At 53.5% G+C, this 26,497-nt stretch carries 22 protein-coding genes and 1 pseudogene; 8 read left to right on the forward strand and 15 right to left on the reverse strand.

What is annotated here, in order from left to right; translation table 11 throughout:
- The 5 genes and pseudogenes from NT140_10470 to kdpF form a co-directional block, all read right to left on the reverse strand.
- Positions 1 to 1,481 (reverse strand): DUF4118 domain-containing protein (locus tag NT140_10470; protein ID MCX5832287.1); only part of this gene is annotated, 1,481 nt, incomplete at its 3' end.
- 57 nt (positions 1,482 to 1,538) lie between these two features.
- A complete protein-coding gene (gene kdpC, locus NT140_10475; GenBank protein MCX5832288.1) occupies positions 1,539 to 2,111 on the reverse strand; it encodes a potassium-transporting ATPase subunit KdpC in 573 nt (190 codons plus the stop codon).
- Between the two features lie 11 nt (positions 2,112 to 2,122).
- Positions 2,123 to 4,189: a potassium-transporting ATPase subunit KdpB gene (gene kdpB, locus NT140_10480; GenBank protein ID MCX5832289.1), complete on the reverse strand. Its 2,067-nt coding sequence runs from the start codon at positions 4,187 to 4,189 to the stop codon at positions 2,123 to 2,125.
- A 19-nt stretch (positions 4,190 to 4,208) separates the two neighbouring features.
- Positions 4,209 to 5,951, reverse strand: a pseudogene (kdpA, locus tag NT140_10485) (potassium-transporting ATPase subunit KdpA).
- On the reverse strand, positions 5,948 to 6,040 hold the full coding sequence (gene kdpF, locus NT140_10490; protein ID MCX5832290.1) for a K(+)-transporting ATPase subunit F: 93 nt from the start codon (positions 6,038 to 6,040) through the stop codon (positions 5,948 to 5,950). The pseudogene kdpA and the gene kdpF overlap by 4 nt, the downstream one beginning before the upstream one ends.
- A gap of 140 nt (positions 6,041 to 6,180) precedes the next feature.
- On the opposite strand from kdpF, the gene NT140_10495 reads away from it, so the two are divergent.
- Positions 6,181 to 6,357: a hypothetical protein gene (locus tag NT140_10495; GenBank protein ID MCX5832291.1), complete on the forward strand. Its 177-nt coding sequence runs from the start codon at positions 6,181 to 6,183 to the stop codon at positions 6,355 to 6,357.
- Positions 6,358 to 6,462: 105 nt separating this feature from the next.
- Here NT140_10495 and NT140_10500 read toward each other — a convergent pair whose 3' ends face one another.
- From NT140_10500 to NT140_10520, 5 genes are all read right to left on the reverse strand, one after another.
- Entirely contained in the window at positions 6,463 to 6,810 is a 348-nt protein-coding gene (locus tag NT140_10500; GenBank protein MCX5832292.1) for a helix-turn-helix transcriptional regulator, read from the reverse strand.
- Between the two features lie 240 nt (positions 6,811 to 7,050).
- The gene (locus NT140_10505; protein MCX5832293.1) at positions 7,051 to 7,746 is read right to left on the reverse strand and encodes an amino acid ABC transporter permease; all 696 of its coding nucleotides are present in this window, start codon (positions 7,744 to 7,746) and stop codon (positions 7,051 to 7,053) included.
- 1 nt (position 7,747) lies between these two features.
- Complete coding sequence (locus tag NT140_10510; protein MCX5832294.1) at positions 7,748 to 8,452, reverse strand: amino acid ABC transporter permease; 705 nt, start codon at positions 8,450 to 8,452, stop codon at positions 7,748 to 7,750.
- A gap of 123 nt (positions 8,453 to 8,575) precedes the next feature.
- The gene (locus NT140_10515; protein ID MCX5832295.1) at positions 8,576 to 9,409 is read right to left on the reverse strand and encodes an ABC transporter substrate-binding protein; all 834 of its coding nucleotides are present in this window, start codon (positions 9,407 to 9,409) and stop codon (positions 8,576 to 8,578) included.
- 30 nt (positions 9,410 to 9,439) lie between these two features.
- Complete coding sequence (locus tag NT140_10520; GenBank protein ID MCX5832296.1) at positions 9,440 to 10,174, reverse strand: amino acid ABC transporter ATP-binding protein; 735 nt, start codon at positions 10,172 to 10,174, stop codon at positions 9,440 to 9,442.
- 340 nt (positions 10,175 to 10,514) lie between these two features.
- Between NT140_10520 and NT140_10525 the strand changes: the two genes are divergently transcribed.
- The 5 genes from NT140_10525 to glgP are packed head-to-tail and all read left to right on the forward strand — an operon-like array spanning position 10,515 to position 19,921.
- The gene (locus NT140_10525) at positions 10,515 to 11,588 is read left to right on the forward strand and encodes a branched-chain amino acid aminotransferase (GenBank protein ID MCX5832297.1); all 1,074 of its coding nucleotides are present in this window, start codon (positions 10,515 to 10,517) and stop codon (positions 11,586 to 11,588) included.
- Between the two features lie 17 nt (positions 11,589 to 11,605).
- A complete protein-coding gene (locus tag NT140_10530) occupies positions 11,606 to 12,292 on the forward strand; it encodes an outer membrane lipoprotein carrier protein LolA (GenBank protein ID MCX5832298.1) in 687 nt (228 codons plus the stop codon).
- 55 nt (positions 12,293 to 12,347) lie between these two features.
- Positions 12,348 to 14,348 carry a glycogen debranching enzyme N-terminal domain-containing protein gene (locus NT140_10535; protein MCX5832299.1) on the forward strand — a complete coding sequence of 667 codons (2,001 nt, stop codon included), beginning with the start codon at positions 12,348 to 12,350 and terminating at the stop codon, positions 14,346 to 14,348.
- Positions 14,349 to 14,359: 11 nt separating this feature from the next.
- Positions 14,360 to 15,562, forward strand: coding sequence for a glycoside hydrolase family 57 protein (locus NT140_10540; GenBank protein MCX5832300.1), 1,203 nt, complete (start codon positions 14,360 to 14,362; stop codon positions 15,560 to 15,562).
- 15 nt (positions 15,563 to 15,577) lie between these two features.
- Positions 15,578 to 19,921 (forward strand): alpha-glucan family phosphorylase, encoded by a 4,344-nt coding sequence (glgP, locus tag NT140_10545; protein MCX5832301.1) that lies wholly within the window; start codon positions 15,578 to 15,580, stop codon positions 19,919 to 19,921.
- Positions 19,922 to 19,937: 16 nt separating this feature from the next.
- Here the strand turns inward: glgP and NT140_10550 are convergent, their stop codons facing one another.
- Complete coding sequence (locus tag NT140_10550) at positions 19,938 to 20,879, reverse strand: radical SAM protein (protein ID MCX5832302.1); 942 nt, start codon at positions 20,877 to 20,879, stop codon at positions 19,938 to 19,940.
- Positions 20,880 to 21,950: a hypothetical protein gene (locus NT140_10555; GenBank protein ID MCX5832303.1), complete on the reverse strand. Its 1,071-nt coding sequence runs from the start codon at positions 21,948 to 21,950 to the stop codon at positions 20,880 to 20,882.
- A 188-nt stretch (positions 21,951 to 22,138) separates the two neighbouring features.
- On the opposite strand from NT140_10555, the gene NT140_10560 reads away from it, so the two are divergent.
- Positions 22,139 to 23,395 carry a glutamate-5-semialdehyde dehydrogenase gene (locus tag NT140_10560; GenBank protein ID MCX5832304.1) on the forward strand — a complete coding sequence of 419 codons (1,257 nt, stop codon included), beginning with the start codon at positions 22,139 to 22,141 and terminating at the stop codon, positions 23,393 to 23,395.
- Entirely contained in the window at positions 23,392 to 24,036 is a 645-nt protein-coding gene (gene nadD, locus NT140_10565; protein ID MCX5832305.1) for a nicotinate-nucleotide adenylyltransferase, read from the forward strand. The genes NT140_10560 and nadD overlap by 4 nt, the downstream gene beginning before the upstream one ends.
- 13 nt (positions 24,037 to 24,049) lie before the next feature.
- On the opposite strand, the gene NT140_10570 is transcribed toward nadD, so the two are convergent.
- The 3 genes from NT140_10570 to NT140_10580 form a co-directional block, all read right to left on the reverse strand.
- A complete protein-coding gene (locus NT140_10570; protein MCX5832306.1) occupies positions 24,050 to 24,946 on the reverse strand; it encodes a DMT family transporter in 897 nt (298 codons plus the stop codon).
- Positions 24,947 to 24,968: 22 nt separating this feature from the next.
- Positions 24,969 to 25,910, reverse strand: coding sequence for a fructose-1,6-bisphosphatase (locus NT140_10575; GenBank protein MCX5832307.1), 942 nt, complete (start codon positions 25,908 to 25,910; stop codon positions 24,969 to 24,971).
- A 106-nt stretch (positions 25,911 to 26,016) separates the two neighbouring features.
- A complete protein-coding gene (locus NT140_10580; protein ID MCX5832308.1) occupies positions 26,017 to 26,379 on the reverse strand; it encodes a hypothetical protein in 363 nt (120 codons plus the stop codon).
- Between the last annotated feature and the right edge of the window lie 118 nt (positions 26,380 to 26,497).

Genomic DNA, 26,497 nt, shown 5'->3' on the forward strand with positions numbered 1-26,497 from the left:
GTCAGTCGTGAAATTACATAAGCAACAACAAACATGACGCCAAATGTTGCCAGAAAGCGGATATCACTTACGGCAAACGTAAAAAAGGGGGGCACAAAAAAGAAGTCGAAGGCGGCTACGCTCAGCAAGGTGGCAACTAGAGCGGGCCAGCGACTGGTACGCGTCGAGGTGACGACAATGCCCAGGAGATAGATCATTGCCACATCCGTCCTGTCTAGGTAGGGAAAGGTCAGACGCGCCACGACAGTGCTTAATGCAACGGCTCCAATACTCCAGTACCACTCTCGAGATTTGATTTTAGGCGATGAGGTCCTAGTATCCGGCTTAATGGAGTTTTCCGCTGCGTCTCCCGTGATCACATAGATATCTATGCTGCCGCTTCCCCTGATGATTTCGTCCAGCGGCGATCCAAAGAGCCTGTCCTTCCAGCGCGGGTGCATCGGCTTGCCAACAATGATCTTGGTGACATTACGCTGTCTGGCATAGCTAAGCAGCTCTTCGCTTACCTTTTGTCCCGTAAGCGTTGCGGTTTTCGCTCCCAGGTTTTCTGCCAGCCTCATATGGTCAGCCAGCAACTTAAGGTCGTGGTCCGACGGTTTGATCTGGGCAGGTGCTTCTACATGTACGGCAATCCACTCGGCTCGCAGGCCGGCGGCCATCCTGCGGGCCGCGCGAATGAGGCGAATTGAACGGGGGTTGGGGCTGATGCAGACGAGAATTCGCTCCGATGCCGGCCATATTTCTTGAACGCCTTTATCGCGCCGGTAGCATACCATCTGCTCTTCCACCCGCTCGGCGGTGCTCCTCAGGGCCAGCTCTCTCAAAGCGATCAGGTTGCCCTTGCGGAAAAAATTTTCGCTCGCCCTTTCCACCTGGTCGGGGATATAGACCTTGCCTTCTTTTAGACGTTGCAACAGATCCTCCGGCGGCAAGTCAATCAGCTCTATTTCGTCCGCCCGGTACAGGAAGGAGTCAGGGAATGTTTCCCGGACGACAACACCGGTAATTTGTTGTACAATGTCGTTAAGGCTCTCCAAGTGCTGCACATTGACTGTAGTGTAAACCGAAATACCCGTAGCAAGTAGCTCTTGGACATCCTGCCAGCGTTTCTTGTGCCTGGATCCGGGCACATTCGTGTGGGCTAATTCGTCAACGACAATCAGTGAGGGATTGCGGAGCAGGGCGGCATCGAGGTCAAACTCCCGAATTTCCCTGCCTCGATAGGAATGCATCCGACAAGGCAAGATTTCGAGACCCTCAAGAAAAGCCGCTGTCTCCTTTCTGCCATGGCTCTCCGCAATCCCGACAACGATATCAACGCCTTCTTCGCGTTGTTTCTGCGCGGCCGCCAACATCGCGTACGTCTTGCCCACTCCCGGTGCGGCGCCGAAGAATATCTTCAGTTTACCCTGGCTTAGACGCTCCTCCTCGGCCATCGCCTGGTCAAGGAGTTCGTCGGGATCGGGTCGTTTCGGTTCCATGTTGTCTCTATTCTGAAAGAATTACGTGTATATTGACCACGGTGCATTGTAACAAATTCAGCGCAGGGTATCCAGTGCCATATTTAACCGCAGAACATGCACCGTGGATTCACCTAATATTCCAAACTGTCTGTCCTCGATGTGTGCTCTGACAAGTGCTGCGACCTCCTTTTCACGGATACCACGTACCCTGGCCACGCGCGATACCTGGTATAGCGCGGCTGCCGGACTGATGTGCGGATCAAGTCCACTTCCGGAAGATGTTACGAGATCTGCCGGTATTGGCAGCAGATTATGGGGATCGGCAGCGCACAGAATAGCAATCCGTTTGAGCACGACCGTCTTCAGGTCAGGATTTGAAGGACCTAAATTCGAGCCTGTGGATGAAATCCCATTGTAAGGCACAGGCGTCGTTGCCGAAGGCCGTCCCCAGAAATACCTGAATTCCTCAAACGATTGACCGACAAGTTCCGAGGCGATTTTTTGTCCGTTCTTCTCAATAAGACTACCGTTTGCCTGACGTGAGAAGAGCACTTGCGCCACTCCCGTAACTGCAAGGGGATAAATGAGTCCCGTGAGCAGGCTTAGGACAAGAAGAAGTATAACCGCTGAGCGTATCTGTTGCCACATAGTCATTCCTTTTACGTCAAATGAAAAAATGCCAGGAGCATATCTATGGCCTTGATTCCGACAAAGGGGACGATCAGCCCGCCAACGCCATAGATAAGCAGATTGCGGCGGAGAATCCTGGCGGCACTCATCGGTCGGAACCTAACGCCGCGTAGAGCGAGGGGAATCAGGGCCACTATGATCAGGGCATTGAAGATGACCGCCGATAGGATAGCGCTTTGTGGTGTTGAAAGGGCCATGATATTCAGAACCGCCAAACCTGGATATATTCCCAAAAAGGCTGCCGGCAAGATGGCAAAGTATTTGGCCACGTCGTTGGCAATACTGAAGGTGGTGAGCGTACCCCGAGTCATGAGGAGTTGCTTGCCGATCTCAACGATCTCGATCAGTTTTGTGGGGTTGGAGTCAAGGTCAATGAGATTTCCGGCTTCCTTCGCCGCCTGCGTCCCCGTATTCATGGCTACGGCCACATCTGCCTGCGCCAACGCCGGCGCATCATTCGTTCCGTCGCCCGTCATCGCCACAAGATGTCCTTGAGCTTGATAGGTGCGTATCAGATTCAACTTCGCCTCCGGCAGCGCCTGGGCCAGGAAGTCGTCCACACCCGCTTCGGCGGCTACAGCGGCTGCCGTCAGCGGGTTATCACCGGTGATCATGACCGTGCGAATACCCATCCGGCGCAATTCCCCGAAGCGTTCGCGAATGCCGCCCTTCACCACATCGCTCAAGCGCACTACGCCCAAAACCTGCGAATCTTCCACAACAACAAGGGGGGTGCCGCCTCGTATCGCTATGTCTTCGACTATTGAGGTAACCTCATCAGGGTAATAGCCACCCCGATCTTTTAGGTAAGATTCTATCGCCTCGGCAGCTCCTTTGCGAATCTCCCGGTTGCCAAGATCGACACCGCTCATACGGCTCTTGGCCGTAAAGGGAATAAAATGAGCACCCAGTGTTTTAATATCCCGTTCGCGGATACCGTGGGATTTCTTGGATAGGATGACAATGCTGCGCCCCTCCGGTGTTTCATCGGCAAGCGAGGCAAGCTGGGCCGCATCAGCCAGTTTCTGAACGGATATTCCCGGCACTGGCAGAAATTCAGTTGCCTCGCGATTTCCTAATGTTATGGTGCCCGTTTTGTCGAGGAGCAGGACGTCTACATCGCCGGCTGCTTCTACGGCTTTACCGGACATGGCGATGACATTTGCCTGGATCATACGGTCCATTCCGGCGATGCCAATAGCAGAAAGAAGGCCACCGATGGTGGTAGGGATGAGGCATACCAGCAGGGCCACAATGACCGTCATGGTCGCCGGCGAACCCTGTCCTGTGGCCCTAACGCTGTAGATCGAGAAAGGGATCAGGGTTACCGTAGCAAGGAGAAAAATGAGTGTGAGACCGGCGAGTAGAATGCCGAGGGCGATTTCGTTGGGCGTTTTTTGACGTTTGGCCCCCTCCACCATGCTAATCATTTTATCGAGGAACGTTTCCCCAGGATTTGCCGTAATGCGGATGATCAGGGAGTCCGAAAGCACTCTTGTTCCACCCGTGACGGCACTTCTGTCTCCACCACTTTCCCTTATTACCGGAGCACTTTCACCCGTAATGGCGCTTTCGTCTACTGAGGCCACACCCACGACGACCTCTCCGTCTCCGGGAATGGTCTCACCCGCTTCAGCAAGCACCAGGTCCCCTTTTTTGAGCAGCGAACCAGGAACGATTTCTGCTTCAGCATGCCAATCAGCTCTGGAAAGACGCTTTGCCGTCACGTCGCGCCGCGAACCTTTCAGCGACCTGGCCTGTGCCTTCCCTCTTCCTTCTGCCATGGCTTCGGCAAAGTTGGCAAAAAGGACGGTAAACCATAACCAGAGGCTCACGCTGAGAATAAAGGACGCTCGTTCCTCTCCCTGTCCAAAGAGCGATAGAATGAAAAGAATTGTGGTAAAGATGCAGCCGATCTCCACAACGAACATTACTGGATTCTTGATAAGATGAAGGGGATTGAGTTTTAGAAAGGCATCGCAGATAGCCGGCCAGATAAACTTCTTGTCAAAGAGAGAAAATCCTTTTGTTTCCATGTTCCAAATCCTCTATTTTTTATGGAGTCCAGGAAAAATATTCGGCAATCGGTCCCAAAGCAAGGGCGGGAATAAACGTGAGTGCCCCAACAAGAATAATTACGACCAAGAGAAAGAAAACGAATAGCGGCGTATGGGTGGGCAAGGTGCCGGCGCCAACGGGTACATGTCTCTTACGGGCCAGTGATCCTGCTGTTGCCAGCACAGGTATGATAAGCCAGAATCGCCCGATGAGCATGACCATGCCAAGCGCTATATTATAAAAAAGTGTGTTGGCGTTCAATCCGGCAAAGGCGCTGCCGTTATTGTTTGCCGCAGAGGAAAAGGCGTAGAGCACCTCGGAGAATCCATGCGGGCCGGTGTTCGATATTCCGGACAAACCTACCTTTGTCACCACGGCAACGGCTGTACCGACAAGAATAAGGACCGCTGGAATGAGAATAACGAGGGATGCCATCTTTATCTCGTAAGCTTCAATCTTCTTGCCGAGATATTCCGGTGTCCGTCCCACCATAAGTCCCGCCACGAAAACGGTGATGATAACAAACATCAGCATCCCGTACAGGCCCGAGCCGACACCTCCGAAAATAATTTCACCAAGCTGTATTAGCCAGAGAGGAGCCAATCCACCCAGAGGCGTAAATGAATCGTGCATCCCATTGACAGATCCATTGGAGGCGGCCGTCGTGACGACCGCCCAGAGAGCGGAATTCACGATGCCGAATCGCACCTCCTTGCCTTACATGTTGCCGCCGGATTGCAGTTCCCCCGCATTCTGATCTATGTTCATACCGTACAGCGACACATTACCCGTCTGCTCACTGGATAGACAAAGGCCGAGAAGCGGCAAGAGAATTAATATCATAGTAGCCAGCAGCGCCCACCCTTGCTTCCTGTCCCCCACCATCTTGCCAAAGGTAAAACAAAGGGCCGCCGGGATTAGCAAAATTGCCAGCATCTCCAGAAAATTGGACAGCGGTGTCGGATTTTCCAGCGGATGCGATGAGTTAGCGTTAAAAAAGCCGCCGCCGTTAGTCCCCAGCTGCTTGATAGCCACCTGACTGGCGGCGGGCCCCAAGGCGATCCTCTGTTCAGTTACAATATTACTCTTTTCATCCCTTGTCTGTTCCATGAGCGGCACCCTGACGGAACCGTCCAACGTTTGCACGACGCCCTGCGATACGAGGATGAGAGCCATGAATAATGACAACGGCAGGAGGATATAGACCACTGATCTGGTCAAGTCCACCCAGATGTTTCCGATGGTCTGTGCAGAGGTTCTCTTAAGGCCACGGATGAGCGCGACAAGAACGGCCATGCCCGTTCCCGCGGAAACAAAATTTTGGGCGGTAAGGCCCATCATCTGCGTGAAAAAACTCATCGTTGCTTCGCCGCCATAAGCCTGCCAATTCGTATTGGTCACAAAACTTATGGCGGTATTGAAGGCGAGATCGGGAGCAACGGCAGACATGCCCTGCGGATTGAGTGGTAACATTCCCTGGAATCGCTGCAATAAATAAACGGCCAGGCATCCTGCCAGATTGAAAATGAGCAGGCCCCCGGCATAGGTCTTCCAGGACATTTCCCGGTCCGGATCAATGCCACAGCATCGGTAGATCAACCTTTCGAGTGGACCGGCAAATTTGGTTAGAAAAAAAGGTTCGCCTGAGTAGATCTTGGCCATGTAGTGCCCAAGTGGTATTGCCGCTGCAAGAAGGATGATAAAATACAGCGCAACTTGAAGAAATCCCTGGGCGTTCATGAGAATAACTCCGGTCTGAGCAGGGCCGTAAAGAGATAAACGACAAGTCCGATGACAATAATCAAGCCGATAACGTAGAGTGCTGTCATGGTAAATTACCTCAAAATATTATCAGAATCCCTGATAAGCAACCATAGCCTTATTTGCCCGTTTTCCCTGCCTGCACCGGCCAGTCTTCATTATATTCAATGAGAAAATGAAATATTAAAATATACCCGGCAACTTTAACATGTTATATACCATCACCCCGATCGACAAGCGATCCAGCCAGGAAGACATGGCCATCCTCTTTACGGAACCGATGAGTTGTCCGGAGGATGCACTGGCGCTTACACATGCCAATAGTTTTTCTTTTGCGGGTACCGAGCTATTGCCCATCGTTGTTACCCCCTATTTAGTTTTATGATAACAGTTAGTATGTAAAGATAATGTTAAGATCAACGATAGGGACATAAAAATTTTGTAAAGAATCATGCCGAACAATTCAGATGAAAATGTTATTTTTGTTTTGCTATACTTGAGCGACCGGTAGCCCATGCTTTGAAAGAAAATGATTTATATGATCAAGATTGCGAGGGTAGGATTTCTTTTGATGACTCAGCCAGCTTGAAAGTTGATCAGGATCCCTGCCTATCAATTTTCCTAACTCACGTAAGCTCAACCCCTTGATCTTCTTAAAATAGGATAGCCTTCCCAGAACATCTCTTTGACAATCAAACGGTACATAACCTAAAAATCCTATAATCTTCGGCATATGTTTGATTTCCGGTTCATGGCCACTACCTTCCCAATTGTAAACAGTACACTCTGAAACCCCGATCATGTCAGCCACATCCTTTTGGAAAAGCTTTCTATCCATCCTATGCTTTCGAATATGTTCACCAATTTTTTTGGGGCCGGATATCCAGGGTCTGAAACTATTTGACCGGTCTTTTTATAGCTGTTACTTCGGGCACCGTAAATATCAAAGCCCACAAACCCTTTGTGACCCGCAGCTTCGATATCCTCTTAATGAGATCGTATAGTTAACTTTGATTCAAAACAGCCGTCCGTAACCAGGACGTGGCAGTGGGGATTGATTGGGGGCATCTCATTTTTCTTACCGTTTCCAGGCAAGGTTCTTTTCGAGCCATCGGGAAAGACTGGTGAAGGCAAAGCAGATAATAAAATAGATGACGGCGATGAAAAAGAATATCTCGGTAGGATAATTGATCGTCCGGTTGTTAATCTGAGTCGCCACGTGCGTCAATTCGGAAACGCCCACGATAAAGGCCAGGGATGTATCCTTGATCATGGAAACAAACTGATTCACGAAGGAGGGGATCATATTGCGCAGCCCCTGCGGCAGCACGATATAGACCATCGCCTGCCAGGGGTGAAGTCCCGTTGAAAGCGCCGCCTCGGTTTGCTCACGGGGGATACTTTCCACGCCCGCCTTGACGATCTGCGACATATAGGCCGAGGTAAAGAGCGTCAGCGCCATAATGACCGTCCAGCTTTCATTGACGGTATGTCCCAGCAATGCCGGAAGCAGAAAATACATCCAGAATATTACCATTAATAGCGGCATGCCACGAATAATATTAACGATTGTCAGGGAACTATATTTTAGCGCCCGACTATGCGATACACTCATCAGACCAAGCAGCAACCCGCCCAAAAAAGAGAGGAGGCACGCTACCACCGCGAGATACAGGGTAAGGGCAATCCCACCCAGAGGACCATGGGGATACCGTCCGATGAAAAAGTAGGTTAAATTCGTTCCAATAACGGTAAAATCAAAGCCTGTCGGCATATCAGTGAGCCTTCATGGGAGCGAGGAATTTCCTGTTGTAGAGGGTTACCAAACTCGTAATGACCACGGAAAGGACTACGTACACAAGCGTTGCCGCCGTAAATGCTTCAAATCCCTTAAAGGTGTAACTCTCTACCTGGCGTGCCTGGTAGGTAAGCTCCGCAACGCCGATCGTCATTGCCAGGGAAGAGTTCTTGTTCAGGTTGAGAAACTGGTTTATGAGCGGCGGAATGGTTAATCGCACCGCCTGGGGCAAGATGATATACTGCATGGAGCGCAGATACGAAAAGCCGGAGCTTTGCGCCGCCTCCATTTGCTCCTTGGGAATGGAGCGAATGCCGGAGCGAATATCCTCGGCAATAAATGCGGAGGTGTATATGGTTAAAGCAATGACTGCCGCGGAAAATTCAAAATTCAGCGTATTCATCCAGTTGTTCACGGCATCCGGCAATATCTTGTAGGAGCCGAAGTACCAGAAAAATATCTGAACCAGAAGCGGCGTGTTCCGGAAAAATTCCAGATAGCCGTACGCGAACCAGCGGACCGGCCTCACACTGCTCATCCGCATCACCGCAATGAGCAGCCCCAACAAAAAGGAAAAAAAGATGGATATCAGCGAAAGCTGAATCGTGATGTTGAGGCCGGAAACCAGCCACTCAAAATATTTTCCGGAGGTAACTACAGACCAATCGAAGTTATATTTCAGCACGGAACTTTAACTTTGCTCCTCTTCGCCAGCTATTTTAAGAGCAACATCGGGACGAACCGAAGGCCTCAGGGAAACGGGGCGCCCTCAAAGAGGATCACCCCCGGTTTCCCCGTTGCGGATCTACTTCTCCGTTATCCTGTTGCCTTCTGTTATCTTGAAGCTTCCCCTCTTTAGGGCTATAGTAGCGCCGGGACCAAACCACTTATCAAAAATCTTCCTTGCCTCACCGCTTTTCTCCATCTCCAGGAGCGTTTTGTTGACAAAATCAACAAAATTTTTGTCACCCTTGCGCATGCCGAGACCGTATGGCTCGTCTGAAATCTGTATATCCGGTATTTCATACTGATCCTTATTCGGCGCATTGCCCAGCAGGTTTGCCAGAATTGATTCATCGGTGGTCGCAGCAAAAACCTTGCCCTGCTGGAGCGCCAGTAATGCCTGCGGGTAGTCATCAAAGGAGAGGATCGTTGCCTTGGGCAATGCCTTGGACGCATTCTGTTCCGACGTTGATCCCTTTGCGGTTCCGATCCGTTTCCCGTTAAGGTCGGCCAGACTCTTCACCGTTCCCTTTTTTACAATAAATTTCTGCCCCGTAAAAAAGTACGTCAAGCTGAAATCAATCTGCTTGGCCCGTTCAGGGGTGGCCGTCATCGTTGCGGCAATAATGTCAATATTGCCCTCGACCAACTGCGGCATCCGGCTGGCCGAGGTCACCGGTTTCAGTTCAAGCTTCACGCCCAGTTTGTTTGCTATTGCCGCGACAAAATCCACATCATAGCCGATAATCTGACGCGTCTTTTCATCCACGAAGCCAAATCCCGGAGTGGAATCCTTCACTCCCGCCACAAGAACGCCCTTTTTCTTGACCATCTCCAGCGTGTCCGCCGCCAGTAAAGCCCCGCACAGACCGGCAACAATCACCAGAGACATCGCCATAATTGCAACTTTCCTCATATCAAATCCTCCTTAGCAAATTTTGTTGTTTCAGTGCATTGGCGACAGCACTTCCTGCAGGAACTGCTGCGCCCTCTCATGTTTAGGGTTGGTAAAGAATTCTGCCGGACGAGCCTCCTCAAGGATCGCACCGTAATCCATGAAGGCTACATTGTGAGCGACTTCCCTGGCAAATCCCATTTCGTGGGTAACGACGACCATGGTCATCCCCGACCGGGCAAGATCCTGCATGACGGCCAGCACCTCTCCAATCATCTCCGGATCAAGGGCAGAAGTGGGCTCATCAAAAAGCATTATCCTGGGTTTCATGGCAAGGGCACGCGCTATGGCTACCCGCTGCTGCTGACCGCCCGATAACTGTGAAGGGTAAGAATGCACCTTGTCGGCAAGGCCAACCCTTTCCAGGAGGGCCATTGCCTGGTCTTCCGCCGCTTTTTTCCCCGTCTTGCGAATCTTGATGGGGGCAAGCGTGATATTCTTCAAAACGGAGAGATGGGGGTAAAGGTTAAACTGCTGAAAAACGAATCCTATCTCGGCCCGCAGCTTGTTAATATTTGTCTTGGCATCGGACAGGTCCATTCCATCAACGATAAGCGTCCCCTGATCTATAGGCTCAAGCCTGTTTATGGTCCTGATCAAGGTTGATTTTCCGGAACCCGAGGGGCCGCACACTACCAGCACTTCCCCCGGCTCAACGTGCAGGTCCACCCCATTCAGGACATGGAGCTTCGTAAACCATTTGTGAACTCCTTGAAATGTGATCATGCATGACCTCATAAAGGCTCTTTCCAATGATAAAACCGGCGCCAGCAGGATGCAGATATACGACGCACGGAGCTTATACCCTCATTCATCAGAAATAATCAATAGGGATTTGATATTCTTTTTCTCAGGCCTGCAAGTTCGCTCAGCCGTAATAATTGGGTAGAGCCACTCATTTCATACCTTCTTCCCCTGTTCCCGATAGCCAAGAATAATTAGTGGTTGTCCCCAATTATCCCACAGAAGTCTTGATAGAAGGATGATTTAGTGCTAATAAATGCACCGCTCCTCTGTCATGAGTGGCCAGAGGATGGTAAACATCTATTTTAAAGGGGGAATAGCCATGGAAATTAGAATTATCACGGCGGCGCCGGACAAAAAAAAGCCTAAACCGACTGATGAGACAAAACTGGGCTTTGGGAAAATATTCACTGATCACTTCTTCACGATGCCTTATAGCGGCGGCGCCTGGCACGATCCCGTCATCGAACCGTACCGCCCCCTTTCCCTGGCTCCGACTGCCCTGTGTCTGCATTATGCCCAGGAAATCTTTGAAGGTATGAAGGCTTACCGGGGACAGGAGGACGCCATCGCCCTCTTTCGGCCGGCCGAAAACGCAAAGCGGATGAATATGTCGGCCAGGAGGATGTGCATGCCCGAAATTGACCCCGATCTGTTCCTGGCGGCGGTTAAAAAATTAGTGCTGCTGGAAAAGGATTGGATCCCCCGGAGCGAGGGCGCCTCGCTTTACATCCGCCCGACCATGATCGCCACCGAAGCTGCTCTGGGCGTGCATGCCTCCAGTGAATATCTCTTTTTTATTGTTGTCGGACCAGTGGGCGCCTATTACCCGGAGGGTTTTGGTCCCACCAAAATTTACGTCAGCGAAGAATACGTGCGGTCGGTGCGCGGGGCAACGGGATCATGCAAGGCGGCGGGCAACTATGCCGCCAGTCTTTACGCGAGCCGGATCGCCGGTGAAATGGGTTATACCCAGGTGCTGTGGCTGGACGCCCTCGAGCGAAAATATGTGGAAGAAGTGGGCACCAGCAACGCCTTTTTTGTGATTGACGACGAACTGATCACGCCACCCCTGACGGGAGGGGCGATCCTGCCCGGCATTACGCGCGATTCCGTCCTCCAGTTGGCCAGAAGCTGGGGCCTTACGGTTTCCGAACGGCCGCTGGCCATGGACGAGATCCTGGCCGAAGCTGCCCGGGGGCGCCTGCAGGAGGCATTTGCCTCCGGGACGGCGGCCATCGTTTCCCCCATCGGCCATTTCTTCTACAAGGGGCGGGAGCATGTGGTCAATGGCGGCCAGGCCGGCCCGCTGACGGAAAAATTATACAAGGCCCTCCTCGGAATTCAGTATGGCAAAACGGCCGATCCCTTCGGGTGGCGGCTGAAAATATCCTAATAAAGATGAGGCATTCCGTGGTTGGAGCTGATCGTTTATTGCCGTTGGTAGTTGTCCTAGTCGTGGGGGCCCTTTTCTTCACCCTGCCGCAATCAGGGATGGCCCTTTCCCTGGACGAAGTTGTTGCCAACGCTCAGAATGTTTACGAAAATACCGCTGATCTCAAGGCTAATTTTCTCCAGGAACTCACCATGAAGTCCCTCCGTAAAACGAATCGGGAAGAGGGGATTTTTTACTTCAAAAAACCCCGGCAGATGGTCTGGGATTACACCCTGCCCAAAGCGAAAAAAATGGTGGTTAATGCGAAAACGGTGTGGCTTTATATCCCCGCCGACGGCGTTGTTTATGTGCAGAATGCCGCAGAAGTTTTTAAAACACAGGCGATTGTCCGCTTTCTGTCCGGTTGGGGCAAATTGGCGGATGATTTCCATATCACCTTCGCCAGAACCGACGCCCGCACCGATGATGCTGACAAGGACGGCGATTACCAGCTCAAGCTCGTTCCTCACGAACGCGATTTTGGGGTCGCGGAACTTTTTCTCACCTTGGACAAGCAATTTCAAATTTCGAAGGTAAATTTTACCGATAGCTATGGCAATGCGACGCGCCTTGTTTTCCGCGGCATCAAGATCAATAACAATCTGCCGGAAAAGTTTTTCAGCTTCATCCCGCCGGCGGGGACGGAGGTCTATCGCAACCGCTGAATCTTTATTTTGACCAGTAGCGTCGTAACCCAAACGAGGTGTACAAGGAGCAGAGATGAATGACCTTTTGATAGATGACAGTTCCTGCCTTGATCCCCGGGAGGCCCTGGGATGGGAGTGGTTGGAGGTTAATGGCTCCGGCGGGTATGTCTCAAGCAGCGTCATGAATTGCCATACCCGTAAATATCATGGTCTTTTGGTGGCTAATCTTGCTCAACCCGCCGGCCGGCATGTCATGCTTTCCAAATTTGAGGATTCCGTCTGCCTCGGCGCAGAGGAACATTTTTTCTCCTGTCACCAGTATCCCAACTTTTTCTTCCCCCCGGTGCGGCATTGCCTGGGCAAATTCAGTCTCGGCCCGGCCCCCCAATTCACTTATCAGATAGCCGGACAAACAGGCGAAATTATTATTCGCAAGACCGTTATGCTCATGTCGGGCGAGAACTGCGTACTCATCAAGTATGATCTGGAAAATGCCCCGGACGATCTTGTGCTGCGTCTCAAGCCTTTTCTGGCCTGGCGGAATTTCCATGGGCTGGCCAAACAGAATGACCGCTTCGCTGCCGTCACGACGCCCATGAATAATGGCTTTGCTATCACACCCTATCCGGAGATGCCGACTTTATTCATCCGGACGAACGTCAGTTCCCAATTTTTGTCAGCTCCTGACTGGTATAACAATTTCGAGTATCCGGCGGAGCGGGAAAGGGGTTATGGCTGGCAGGAAGACCTTTTCATGCCGGGAGTGCTTTCGGTTGTCGTCCGGAACGGGCAGAGCGTCATCGTGGCCGCTGCGCTGCAGGAAAAGCCTCTGCAACTGCAAAAGAAATGGACATCCGAACTGCAAAGGCGTTCCCGCAATCAGGAGCAAGAGGAAGCTGTCGCCGCCGGTTTTCCGCCGGAAGATCGCGACCATGTCCGGCAACTCCTCCAGGCGGGGCGGCAATTCCTCATTACCAGCCCGGCCGGGCGTCCGGCCATCATCGCCGGCTATCACTGGTTTGGTTCCTGGGGTCGGGACACCCTGATTGCGCTGCCGGGCCTGACTTTTGGCAGTGGACGCGGTCAGGAAGGCGTCGTCTTACTGGCCTCCCTGGGCCAATATGAAAGGGATGGCCTCCTGCCCAATTTCTTTGCGCCGGATGATGAAAACCATGCCTACAATTCGGTAGATGCATCGCTTTGGTTTTTCTGGGCGGCGCAGCAGCAACTCCAGTACACGGGCGACCTGCATCAGGTCGAACACACCCTGTGGCCGGTCATGCAGAGCATTATCAAAAAATTCATGGCCGGATCCGTATATAACATTTACATGGCCGATAACGGCTTGCTGCACGCCGGAGACGCCGTCACGCATCTCACCTGGATGGATGCCAAGATCGGCGGCCGGCCCGTGACGCCCCGCGGGGGGTTTGCCGTGGAGATCAATGCCCTTTGGTACAACGCCCTGTGCTTCGCCGGCCAACTGGCAACTGCTTTTGGTCAGGAGGCGCTCTTCCCGGCCGATCTGCCGGAGCGTATTCGCCTGGCTTTCCAAAATACCTTCTGGATTGCCGATGGCGCCTATCTGGGCGATGTTTATGCGGAAGGCGTCCTGGACCAGGCTGTCCGGCCGAATCAGATTTTTGCCCTTTCCCTGCCTTTTTCCCCCGTAACAGAAGCCCAGGCAGCCGGCGTGCTCAAGAGCGTGCGGGAAAATCTCCTGACGCCCTGCGGACTGAGAACTCTGGCGCCCGACGATCCGGCCTACCAGGGAAGTTACGGAGGCAATGCTGTCCAACGGGACGGCGCCTATCATCAGGGGACCGTCTGGCCCTGGTTGCTGGGCGCTTTCGGGGAAGCCACGCTCAAGTATGCTAAAGACAAGGATAGCGCCAGGGCTTTCTTACGGGAATATCTCCGGAACTTTCTTGGCCGGCACCTCCGGGAGGCCGGACTGGGCAGTGTTTCCGAAATATTTGACGGCGACGCGCCTCATGCACCGCGGGGTTGCATAGCGCAAGCCTGGAGCGTGGGGGAGATTATCCGCCTATACCGTCTTTTACAGGATGCCTGACAGGAGTCGTAATGCCAAGTGTATGCTTATATTTTCAGGTCCATCAACCCTACCGCCTCCGGCCGTTCTCTTTTTTCGACATCGGCAACAACCATGTTTATGACGATGAAGAAAACAATCGCGCCATCCTCAATAAAATTGCCGATAAGTGTTACCTGCCCACCAATGTCGTCCTGCTTGCGCTGATTAAAAAACATCACGGTGCTTTCCGGCTGGCCTTTTCTCTGACCGGGATCGTCCTGGAACAGTTGGAAAAATACCGCCCCGATGCCCTCGCAAGCTTCCAGCGCCTGGCCGAGACCGGTTGCGTCGAATTTTTAAGCGAAACCTATTTTCACTCCCTGGCCTTCATTTTTTCCCCGCGGGAATTCCAGGAACAGGTCTCGCTGCACCGGGACAAAATCCAGTCGCTCTTCGACTATCAACCGGTCACCTTTCGCCATACGGAACTGATCTACAATAACGCCCTGGCCAGCCTGGTGGAAGAAATGGGCTATCAGGCGATCCTGGCGGAAGGGGCCGACAAGATCCTGGGCTGGCGCAGTCCCAACTTCCTCTACCGCCCTGTCGGGTGTACGAAGATAAAATTGCTCTTGAAAAACTACCGTCTTTCTGATGATATCGCCTTTAGATTTTCCGATTCCCAATGGGTCGAGTATCCGCTCCTGGCTGACAAGTTTGCCCATTGGTTGCATCAACTGCCGGCCGGCGGAGAGATTGTTAATCTTTTCATGGATTATGAGACCTTTGGTGAACATCAGTGGCAGGAGACGGGTATCTTTGATTTCCTGCGCGCCTTGCCGCAGGAGATTTTCACCCATGCCGACTTCCGCTTCCAGACGCCGGCCGAGGTCGTGCGGGATCACGAACCCGTGGCCGAGCTGGATGTGCCCGAACTTACTTCCTGGGCGGATACGGAACGGGATTTAACCGCCTGGCTCGGCAATGCCATGCAGCAGGACGCGCTCCGCAATCTCTATGCCCTGGAGGCCCCGGTGCGCCGTCCCAAAAACCAGGCGCTGCGGCAGGCATGGCGTAAGTTGCAGACCTCCGATCACTTCTACTACATGTGCACCAAGTGGCTTGCAGACGGCGACGTACACAAATATTTCAACCCCTACGAGTCTCCCTACGATGCCTACATCAATTACATGAATGTCCTGGATGATTTTTCCGGCCGCTTGCTAACCGGCGGCAGGAAAATAACAGATTAAAAGGAGATATATCCCATGACGGAAGAAAGAATTAGAGCAGCCAGCACTCAGTCTTCAGCACCCAGTCCTCAGCACTCGGTCCTCAGCACTCAGCCCTCCTATCTCTTCGAGGTAAGCTGGGAAGTGTGCAACAAGATCGGCGGCATCTACACGGTGATCACCAGTAAGGCCCGTCAGGCAGGCAATGCCTACGGCGAAAACTACTACTTCCTGGGGCCTGATCTCAAGAACAATCTCGAATTTGAGGAAACAGAGGAGGACTGCTGGACCAAGATGAGGGCGGCCACCGCTATTCGGGACATACCCTGCCGTTTTGGCCGGTGGCGCATCCCCGGCAATCCGAAAGTTATCCTGGTCGGTTTCGGCAAGAAATACGATAAGGAACAACTGCTCTTCCGTCTCTGGGAAAGATATGGCGTGGACTCTATCGCGGGCGGCTGGGATTATGTGGAGCCCGTCATGTTCAGTTATGCCTGCGGGGAAGTGATTGAAATTATATATAATTTATACGTCAAGCCCGAGGGCGCCACGGCCGTGGCTCATTTTCACGAATGGATGTGCGGCGCGGGACTGCTGGCGATCAAGCAGATGGCCCCGGAAGTAGGCACGGTATTTACCACCCATGCCACGATTCTCGGGAGAACCCTGGCCAGTTCCGGGATGGATATTTACACCAACATGGAGAACATCTCACCGCTCCGGGAAGCCAACGCCCATAATATTACCGCCAAGAACTCCATGGAAGCGTCGGCCGCACGGGAAGCCGATTGTTTCACCACAGTCAGCAACATCACCGCTGCCGAGTCGAAAAACTTTTTAGGCCGGGCGCCGGATGTCATCACCCCCAATGGACTGGACATGGAGCATGTCCCCGACCTGGTTGAAAATAGGGCGCCGGCGCTCAAGGCACGGGAAAGGCTGCTTTCGGCCGCCGGCCACTTTTTAAGAAAAGAATTTCCTGATGATACGAAGATTATGTCCATTTCCGGACGCTATGAATTCCATAACAAGGGGATAGACCTGTTTCTTAATGCCCTGGGTCGTCTCGAAAAGAGCATGAAGGATAATGAAACCGTCCTGGCCTACCTGTTCGTTCTCGGCGGTCACAAGGACCTTATCCCCGCTCTCCAGTGCGAGCAGCCCTCGATATACTGCGATTCCACAAGGTATGAGACCGGCGCCCCCCTCCCCATTGCCACGCACCGGCTGGACTACGAGGCGTCAGATCCGATTCTGCAGACATGCAGTCACCTGGGTCTCAAAAACGGGCAGCAAAACAAGGTCTTTGTCATATTTATTCCGGCCTATCTGAATGGACACGATGGTCTTTTGAACATGACCTATTATGAAGCGCTTTCGGGTAGCGATCTGGGTGTTTTCCCCTCCTACTATGAGCCCTGGGGCTATACTCCCTTAGAAAGCGCCGCCTATGCCGTACCTACAATAACCACGGATCAGGCTGGTTTCGGCATCTGGGCGGAGCAGAAGGTTGGCGATAGCAGCGGCGTCATCCTGCTGCGGCGCAAAGGGAAGGATGATAACACTATCGAAGACAAGCTCTACGGCATTTTGCATAATTTTCTGGGCTGGACGGAAGGGGAGCAGTTAGAGAGAAGAAAGATGGCCCGCCAGGCCGCCGAACAGGCTAACTGGCAAGACTTCTTTCTTGCTTACCAGCAGGCTTACGAGGGGGCATTGACCGTTGCCGCGGCGCGCTACACGAAGCTGATGACCAGCGCGGAAAGGGAGGAGAAGGTCCGCGTCTTTGCCGGCACGGTATCCACTCAGCCTCACTTTCGTAGTTTTTTGGCCGTGGCCAATCTACCGGAAAATATTGCCCGGCTGCGGGAGCTGGCCTACAACATCTGGCTGGCCTGGAACCCCCCGGCACTTAACCTGTTCGCCACTTTAGACCCCAAGTTATGGGAGGAAACAGGCAAAAATCCCATCCGGATATTAGAAACGACATCGCCGAAGCGGCTGCTGGAAGCCTCGAAAAGCGGAAGTTACATTGCTCTTTACGACCAGGTAATGGAACACTTCGACCAATATATGGATGAAATCAGAGACGCGGCCGGTCGCCCGGTCACGCTGGAAATGAAAAGCTCGGCGCCCGTCGCCTATTTTTCCACGGAGTACGGCCTGCATGAGACCGTTCCCATTTATTCGGGCGGTTTAGGCACCCTCTCGGGCGATCACATGAAGACGGCCAGCGACCTGAATATACCTCTGGTGGGAGTGGGCCTGCTCTACAAGAATGGTTTTTTCCGGCAGGTCATAGACAGCAACGGGGTGCAACTCGCGGAATATCCGGAAAACGATTTCTCTACCATGGCCGTGCAGTTAGTGCAGGACGATCGAGGCAATGCCGCGCAGATTTCGCTCGAACTGCCCGGACGCATCCTCTTTGCCAACATCTGGGAAATCAAGGTCGGCCGGACTTCTCTTTATCTCTTGAACACCGATGTCCCGGCAAACACCCCCCAGGACAGGCGGATAACCGACCGCCTGTACAGCGGCGACCAGAGGACGCGGATCGAGCAGGAGATTCTGCTCGGCATGGGCGGGGTAAGGTTGCTGAAGAAACTCGGCATCAAACCGAGCGTATATCACATCAACGAGGGCCATTCGGCGTTCCTCATCCTGGAAAGGGTTGCCATCCTGATGGGTGAGGAGGGGCTGGGTTTTGAGGAAGCTTGCGAGGTTGTTCACGGCAGCACCATCTTTACCACCCACACGCCTGTGGAGGCAGGCAACGAACGCTTCCCCAAGGAATTAATCGAGCATTATTTTGCTTCCTTTGTCAAGAAGTGTAATATTTCGTGGTCACAATTATGGGCATTGGGTTGCAAGGAGAGCGGCGATGACAAGAATTTTTTCCTGACGATCCTCGCGCTGAAAATGAGTTTTATGACTAACGCGGTCAGCCGGCTGCATGGACGTATCTCGCGGCATATGTGGCGTGACGTCTGGAAAGGTTTTTACGGCTCCGACGTGCCGATCGGTCACATCACCAACGGCGTCCATATGAAGTCCTACGTTGCCCCGCGGATGAGAGAACTGCTGGATGTCTATCTGGGCGCGGATTGGTGGAGACACATCGCCGATAAGGAAATGTGGCAGCGCATTCAAGAGATTCCGGATGCAGTTTTATGGCGCACCCGCTATGAACTGAAACAGAAAAACTTTGATTTTCTGATCGACAATATTTCCCGGCAATGGTCAAGATACGGCCTTTCCAAAACATGGCGGGAAGATCTCCTGGGCAAGGTCAATCCCGCCGCCATGATCATTGGCTTTGCCAGAAGGTTCGCCCCCTATAAACGTGCTGATTTGATTCTGTCGGATATGGATCGTCTGGCCAATATTTTGAACAATAAGGACCGCCCCGTCCATATCATCATGGCCGGCAAGGCCCATCCCAGCGACGAGATGGGAAAGAGCCTGATAAAGAAGGTCGTTGACGTCTGCAAGGAGGAGCGGTTCCGAGGCAAGATCTTCTTTATCGAAAACTATGATATTCGCGTCGCCCGACATCTGGTGCAGGGCGTTGATGTCTGGCTGAACACGCCGCGGCGGCCCTTTGAGGCGAGCGGCACCAGCGGCCAAAAAGTGGTGATCAACGGCGTGCTGAATCTCAGCGTTTCCGATGGCTGGTGGTGCGAAGGCTATGACGGCACCAATGGGTGGAATATAGGGCCAGTGGTGAGGGAACGCCCGGACAACCGGCAAAATGCCGATGAGGAAGACAGTCAATCCCTCTATTCGCTCCTGGAAAACACGATCGTCCCGCTCTTCTATGACCGCTCCTCCTCAGGCTTGCCCGAAAAGTGGGTAGCCATGATTAAGAGATCAATGCAGACCCTGACCCCGGAATACACTACGGCGCGGATGCTGACCGATTATTACGAGCAGATGTACGTGCCGACCATGAGAAGAGAACAGGTCGTGACGGCGGATTCCTTCAAGCTGGCCCGTGAACTTGCCGCGTGGAAGCTCAAGACCCCCATGCGCTTTTCATCCTTGAAAGTTCTCGATTTCACGATTGACGGGGTACAGGGCGACACAATTGATGTTGGTCAGCCGCTGTTTGTGAAAGCCAGAATAGACCCGGGCAAGATGGATGAACAGGAAATCATTGTGGAACTTATGATTGGCCGGGCCGAGGGCGGTGATTTTATTGAAAGCCCCGCCAGCGTGCCTCTGGAAATAGCCCAGCGGGGCCCGGACGGCATCCTGACCTTTACCGGGCAATACGAAGTCAGCCAGAACGGTATGTATTCTTACGGGATACGCGTGGCGCCGTATCACAAAAACCTGGCCTCCAAATACGAGCTCGGGCTAATGCTATGGGGATGAAGTGATCGGGCTCAGATCAATGTGGACCGAAGGGATCATCCTGGTTAAAATCGGGTGACAGATGACGATCGCTGACCTCTTGGGCGAAGATATTCTCAAAGCCTAGATCCAGGGCGAAGTTTACCACCGCCTCGTATTCCCGGCGGGTTATCCTGCGCCCCAGGATGGCGTGCCGGACCAAAGCGGGAATCGGTGTGTATTGCGACATGATGCTGAGGGATACCCGCAGGGAGATATTTTCCTTGATCAGTCGGAGCGCCGCAAGGCTGTTCTCCTGCCTGCCCGGCAGGATCAGGTGCCGGATCAGCAGACCCCGGCGGGCGATGTTGTCCTCCGTCTCCAGTTCATCCCCCACCTGGCGCACCATTTCCTTGATTGAAGCCAATGCCTGGGCAACGTAATCCTTCACCCCGGAAAAAAGCAAGCCGTCGTCGTCACAACCGTACTTGAAATCCGGCAGATAGATATCCACCATCCCGGCCAGCATTTTAATTACCTCCGGCTCTTCGTATCCGCCGCAATTATATACGAAGGGCAGTTGCAGGCCCTGCTCACGCGCCATCGAGAGCGCTGCCATGATCTGGGGCGTCTGAGGGGTGGGGGTGACGGGTTCAATATTGTGGCAGCCCCTGTCCGCAAGCGACAGCATGATCCGGGCCAGCGCGGCGCTGTCCAGCAATTCTCCCTTTATGTCGTGACTGATCTGATGATTCTGGCAATAGATGCACTTCAGGTTGCAGGATGAGAAGAAGATCGTACCGGCGCCACAGTTCCCCGAAAGCGGCGGCTCTTCGCCATGATGGACAAGGGCGCAGTCCATGACAATCTGATCCCCCAGTCGGCAGAAGCCCTGCTCGCCCCTGGTCCGGTCCACCCGGCAGTGACGGGGGCAAAGTGTGCAACTACTGAACATCCCTTTGAGTTTTACAAGGGCCTCGTGATGGTCTGGCGTCGCCATTCAGTCTAACTTCTCCACTACATCCCGGATTTTTCCGCTGACCACCAATTCCAGAAACTCCTCCCCCAGCGGTGCAGCCAGGGCTGTTACCTGTAGCCAGTTGGCCATCCTCTGCCCGGGATCGTTGAGATAGGTAAGATAATCCACGCGATCAGGGATACGTGCGCCGGGCAGTTGCGCCACAAATTCCGCAGTGGGATGGACCATCAGGACGTTGTTCAATATCCTGGCGGCCGGCTTGCGGCTCGTTAGTCTTTTGTCTAACCAGCCCGGAATGATCCGCTCCGAGTGGTGGAAAAAAAGGGTCACCCCTCCCGTCTGCCTCGCGTACCGGTGCGTCAGATGATAATCGAGCAAACCACCATCGCGATAAAGGCCCGCAGGCGCCCCGTAAATGTCCCGCACCCCGGCGACAACTAAGGGAATAGCGGCGGAGGCCAGCAGGGCATGGCGGAAGTTGATCTCGCTCAGGGCTGTAAACCGGCCCCGGAATCCCTTCTCAAAGCAGAAATCGGGCGGTTTGGCGCCCGTGTAAAACACCATCCGCTCCGCAAAACCAGCAAGATAGGAACGATCGAGGTAGTTCGCCACGAAGCATATCCCCAACCCCAGCCACTGGACCAATGGTACGTCGGAGGCGAGCAGATGCTTCGTCCGCACCGTGATGACGGCCAGACGATACTGCTTGCAGCTCAAGGCGAAGGGCAGGGCGTCTGCGGGCAGATAGGCATTGATAACGTCGCCGAGGGCATTAAAAACCTGTCCCGGCGAATCCTTGCGGTGGTAAGGCATGGCGATATAGGCATCCATCAGACGGCGATAGCTGGTTTCCGCTTCCGGCTGGAGCCAGGCGGCCAGACGCCAGGCGCCAGCCGAAGAACCGACAAGCAGCAGGGCTTGTTTGTTCCCCAGCAGTCCGCTTTTTAACAGGGCCAGATCAAAACCGCTCGCCACTAACCAGCGCGGACCTCCGGCCGGCGCAAAATAGGCGCTAACCATATCCGGATGAAAGCCGCCGTCTTTTATCAGTTCATAGGCTTCTTTGCCGGCCTTGATGCGCAGATTATTCATGCGGGGAGACCTTCCCGGTCATTGCGAGGCGACTGCGCGCCGTGGCAATCTCTTTGATAATAAATGGTTCCCGAAATGGCCTTGACACAACCGGCCCCCTTTTGTAGACTAACCGATATATGATAGCGGGGTTCATATACAGACATGATGATATTTGTCAATGCTCCCGGTTAAAGAAAGGATGCCAAATGGATATTAAGCTGCAGGTAAGAGGAATTGCCCAAAACGCCCGATTGGCATCCTTGGCCCTGGCGCGCTGCCCTACTGATCAAAAGAATCGGGCGCTGACGGAAATGGCCGCGGAGCTGATCCGACAGGGGGACTATCTGCAGCAGGAAAACGGGAAAGATATGGCCTATGCCAGACAGGCAGGCCTTGCGGCGGCCATGTTAGACAGGCTGATGCTCAAGGGAAGCACGATCAGCGACATGGCCGGTGGTCTGGAAGAGGTCGCGGCGCTGCCGGACCCCGTGGGCAAGGTAACTTCCATGTGGCGTCGTCCGAACGGGCTGCTCGTGGGGAGGATGCGGATCCCGCTGGGGGTAATCGGCATCATCTACGAATCCCGTCCGAATGTTACGGCCGACGCCGCCGCCCTGTGTCTGAAGTCGGGCAATGCCGTCATCCTGAGAGGTGGTTCCGAGGCGATCCATTCCAATCTGGCGATTGCCGGCATTTTGCGGGGCGTGCTGAAAAAGCTGGCCCTGCCCGAGGAGGCCATTCAGCTCATCCCCATCACGGACCGGGAAGCCGTCTATGAGATGTTGCAGTTAGAGGAATACATTGATGTCATCATCCCCCGGGGCGGGGAAGAACTGATCCGGGCCGTCGTGGCCCAGTCTAAGATCCCGGTCATCAAACATTACAAGGGAGTCTGCCATGTCTTTGTGGACGCCGACGCCGACCTCGCCATGGCCGAAAATATCTGCCTGAATGCCAAGACCCAGCGTCCCGGCGTCTGCAATGCCCTGGAGACGCTTTTGGTCCATCAGGACATAGCGGCGCAATTTCTGCCGGGTATGGCGATCAAACTGCAGCAGGCCGGCGTTACGCTGCGCGGCTGCGAGCAGGCCCGAAAGCTTACGCCCGGCATGGAAGCGGCGACAGAAGACGACTGGTATCGTGAGTACCTCGACCTCATCCTGGCCGTCCGCGTTGTGCCCGACCTCGATGCGGCCATGGCCCATATTGACAAATACGGCTCCCTCCACACCGAGGCCATCGTCACTAAGGATTATCACAATGCCCAACGCTTCCTGAACGAGGTGAACTCCTCCACGGTGCTCGTGAACGCCTCGACCCGCTTCAGCGACGGATTTGAACTGGGCTTGGGGGCCGAGATCGGGATCAGCACGACGAAACTGCATGCCTTCGGCCCCATGGGGTTGGAGGAACTGACTACCACCAAATTCATCATCTACGGCGACGGGCAGGTACGGGTATGAAGCTGGGCATTCTGGGCGGCACCTTCGATCCCATCCATTTGGGCCATTTGCGATGCGCCGAGGAGGTCAGGGAATTATTCGCCCTGGACCGGATATTGTTTATCCCAAGCTCCCAACCGCCTCACAAGGATTATCCGGCAGTGACCCCTTTTGCCCAGCGGGCGGAGATGGTCCAGTTGGCCATTGCCGGGCAACCGGTTTTTTCCTGTTCCGATCTGGAAAATAAACGGGCCGGGCTGTCCTACTCCGTCATAACGGTAGAAGAGCTGCTCGCCTCCCAACCCCAGGCGACGCTTTATTTTATCCTGGGTCAGGATGCCTTCCAGACCATCCAGACCTGGAAGGACTGGGAACGGCTGCTCACTTTGTGCCACGTGGTTGTCATGACCAGGGCTGGCTGGAAAAATGAAGGCCTGACGGAGATCCTGCCCCCTGACCACGCCGGCCGGTTCCGCTATAACGCCGCCCTGGACGGATATCAAGGCCCCACCGGCAAGGCCATCTTTTTTCGCCAGGTCTCTTTTCTGGAGGTATCTTCTTCGGATATCAGAAGCCGGATCAAGGCCGGGAAATCCGTCCGATATCTCGTGCCGGAAGCAGTGCTTGCCTACCTTGCCGAGGCCGGTTGCTACCGGCAATAATCCTGGGAGTTTATTACTGCTGCCCCCTGCTGTTCACATAGATGCCGACGCATACTAATGACATGCCAATCACCAAGCCCACCGTGACCGGTTCAGCCAGAAAGATCGCCCCGGAAGCAACGCCGAAAATTGGCGTCAGGAAGGAAAAAACCGCGAGCTGGGAAACGGGATAGGTATGAATCAGTTTGAACCACACCAGATAGGAAGCGAAGGCGACAATAACCGACTGATAGCCGAGCGCGGCCAGGACAGGTCCGTTGATGCCGTGGATCCAGGTCGGTTCCAGGACATAGGCGCAGAGAAGGAGGATAGGAATGGAAAAGACGAGCTGGTAGAGGAAGGTATGAATCGGCTGGACCTTGCCGGCCAGATATTTTTTGATGTAAATTGTCGTCGCACCCCACAGCACTGCGGCTATTATCTGCAGCGCATCCCCAAAAAGCATGGATGGGGTCCAAGTAGCCGGTTTACCCCAGAGCAGGACGCAGGCCGCCCCGGCGAAGGCGAGGACCAATCCTGTTATATTGAGGGCATTCAAGCGCTCCCGCAGAAATAGCCAGGCGCCGATGGCCACCACGAACGGCGAAAGATTAAGCAGGATACTGGCGCGGGCGGCATGGGTATAGCGCAGGCCGAAATAGATGCAGGCAAACTCGATCCCAAAAAGGAGCCCTACCACGCATCCGTGCCAGAGACGGATGTCCCGGTGGAAAAGCGGCTCCTTGATGGCCAGGCAGTAGAGGATGCCCAGAAAAGAGGCAATCGCTGAACGGAGAAAGGACATGAAGACAGGCGAGATGCCACCGCTGGCGAACTTGATCGCCGAATAGTTGCAACCCCACAGAAATGTGAGCAGAACCATGAAGAGAATGCCGCTGAGATCTATGCGGTCCTTGGGCGTACTATGCATGCTGGACTTCCCTCCCCCGTAATTAGTTACCCGTTAGAAATCCTCGCGCCTGTTCCACCTCTACACGGCTGCCGATGTAGATCGGCGAGCGCTGGTCCAGATCCGTTACCGTCAATGACAGGATATCCTCCCGGCCATTCGTGGCCATACCGCCCGCCTGTTCGATGATGAAGGCCATGGGCTGAAGTTCGAAAAGGAGCCGCAATTTCCCCTGCGGTTCATTTTTTAAGGCGGGGTAAGTGAAAATACCCCCTCTTTTGATCAGCAACTGATTGATGTCCGGTACAAATCCACCGCTATAGCGGAGCTTGTAGCCGGCTGCCTCCAGCGCTTCCAGAAATTTACAATGCTCCGGAGTGCAGTCCCTTCTCAATCCGCCCGGGCTGTAAATGGAGCCTCGATCATTTAAGGTTATGTTCTCCTGAGAAAGGACATACTCGCCTTCCCTGTTCAGCACAAATTCATGGGCCCCCTTGGCCGTCGCATACACCATCGTGATCAGCGGGCCGTAGGTAATGTAGAGCGCCGCCACCATGGATTTTCGGCCCTGGCCTAAAACCGCCTCCTGGTGGATGCCGATAATGGTGCCGATGGACAGATTGGCATCCACGAGCGAAGAACCGTCCAGGGGATCGGCGGTAATGAAATATTTTTCATTCCCCTGGCCGATGGTGACAACGGTTTCCTGCTCTTCGGAGGCGTATTCCCGGACAGACCCGGAAAACTGGAGTTGATTTTTTAGAATTTCATCGGCGCCGCGGTCCAGGGCTAATTGGTCCTCTCCGTAAATGTTTTGAAACCCCGCCAGCTTGCGGTTGGATTCGTGAATCTTGGCGGATATATATTTCCCCGTCACGGCAATCTGCCAGATCAGGCGGCGCAATTCCATCTCTACGCCGTCCATCCACATGTGGCGTCGTAAGTCCACGGCAAATTTGGTGTAATCAGATATGCCTTCCCCCATAGCTATTCCTTTCCTATCTTTGTAGGGGCGGGTTTGAAATCCGCCCCTACAAATTTATGGGCTATCCCGATGCAATTGCAATTAATTGATTCATGATTCTCTACACTTAATGATCTGCCCGCTCCTCTGCATTGGCAAGGCTTCTTTTCCCTATCCGATAGGCGTCAACCACGGAAAAAATCCAGCAGGCGACAAGAAACAGCAGAATGGTCGTATTATCAGTGAAAATATTGCCGGAGGTTGTCTCGGCAAGACGGGAGATTGCGTTGGCATCAATCACCGTCCCAGCGCCCTGCATTACTTTTAAACTATCTAGGGCAACAACGGTCGCTCTGACAATGACTATAGTCAATCCCAGCAGTATGAGCAGTAGCAGCAGTAGACCACGCCCGTATCGCTTGAGATAAAACTGCCCTGATCCGGGAAAAACAAGCGCCGATAACAAGGCAGCTTTAATGGCTTTATTCATTTTAGCCCCCAACGCCTAACATCTCTGATACATCTATCACCGCTCGGGCAAAGATGTCAATCGCTACCTTGCGGAAATTCGGGGAATATAACCTATATCAAGATAATAAAGTGTTACG

The organism is Deltaproteobacteria bacterium, from assembly GCA_026388415.1.
Classification (GTDB): Bacteria; Desulfobacterota; Syntrophia; order Syntrophales; family JACQWR01; genus JAPLJV01.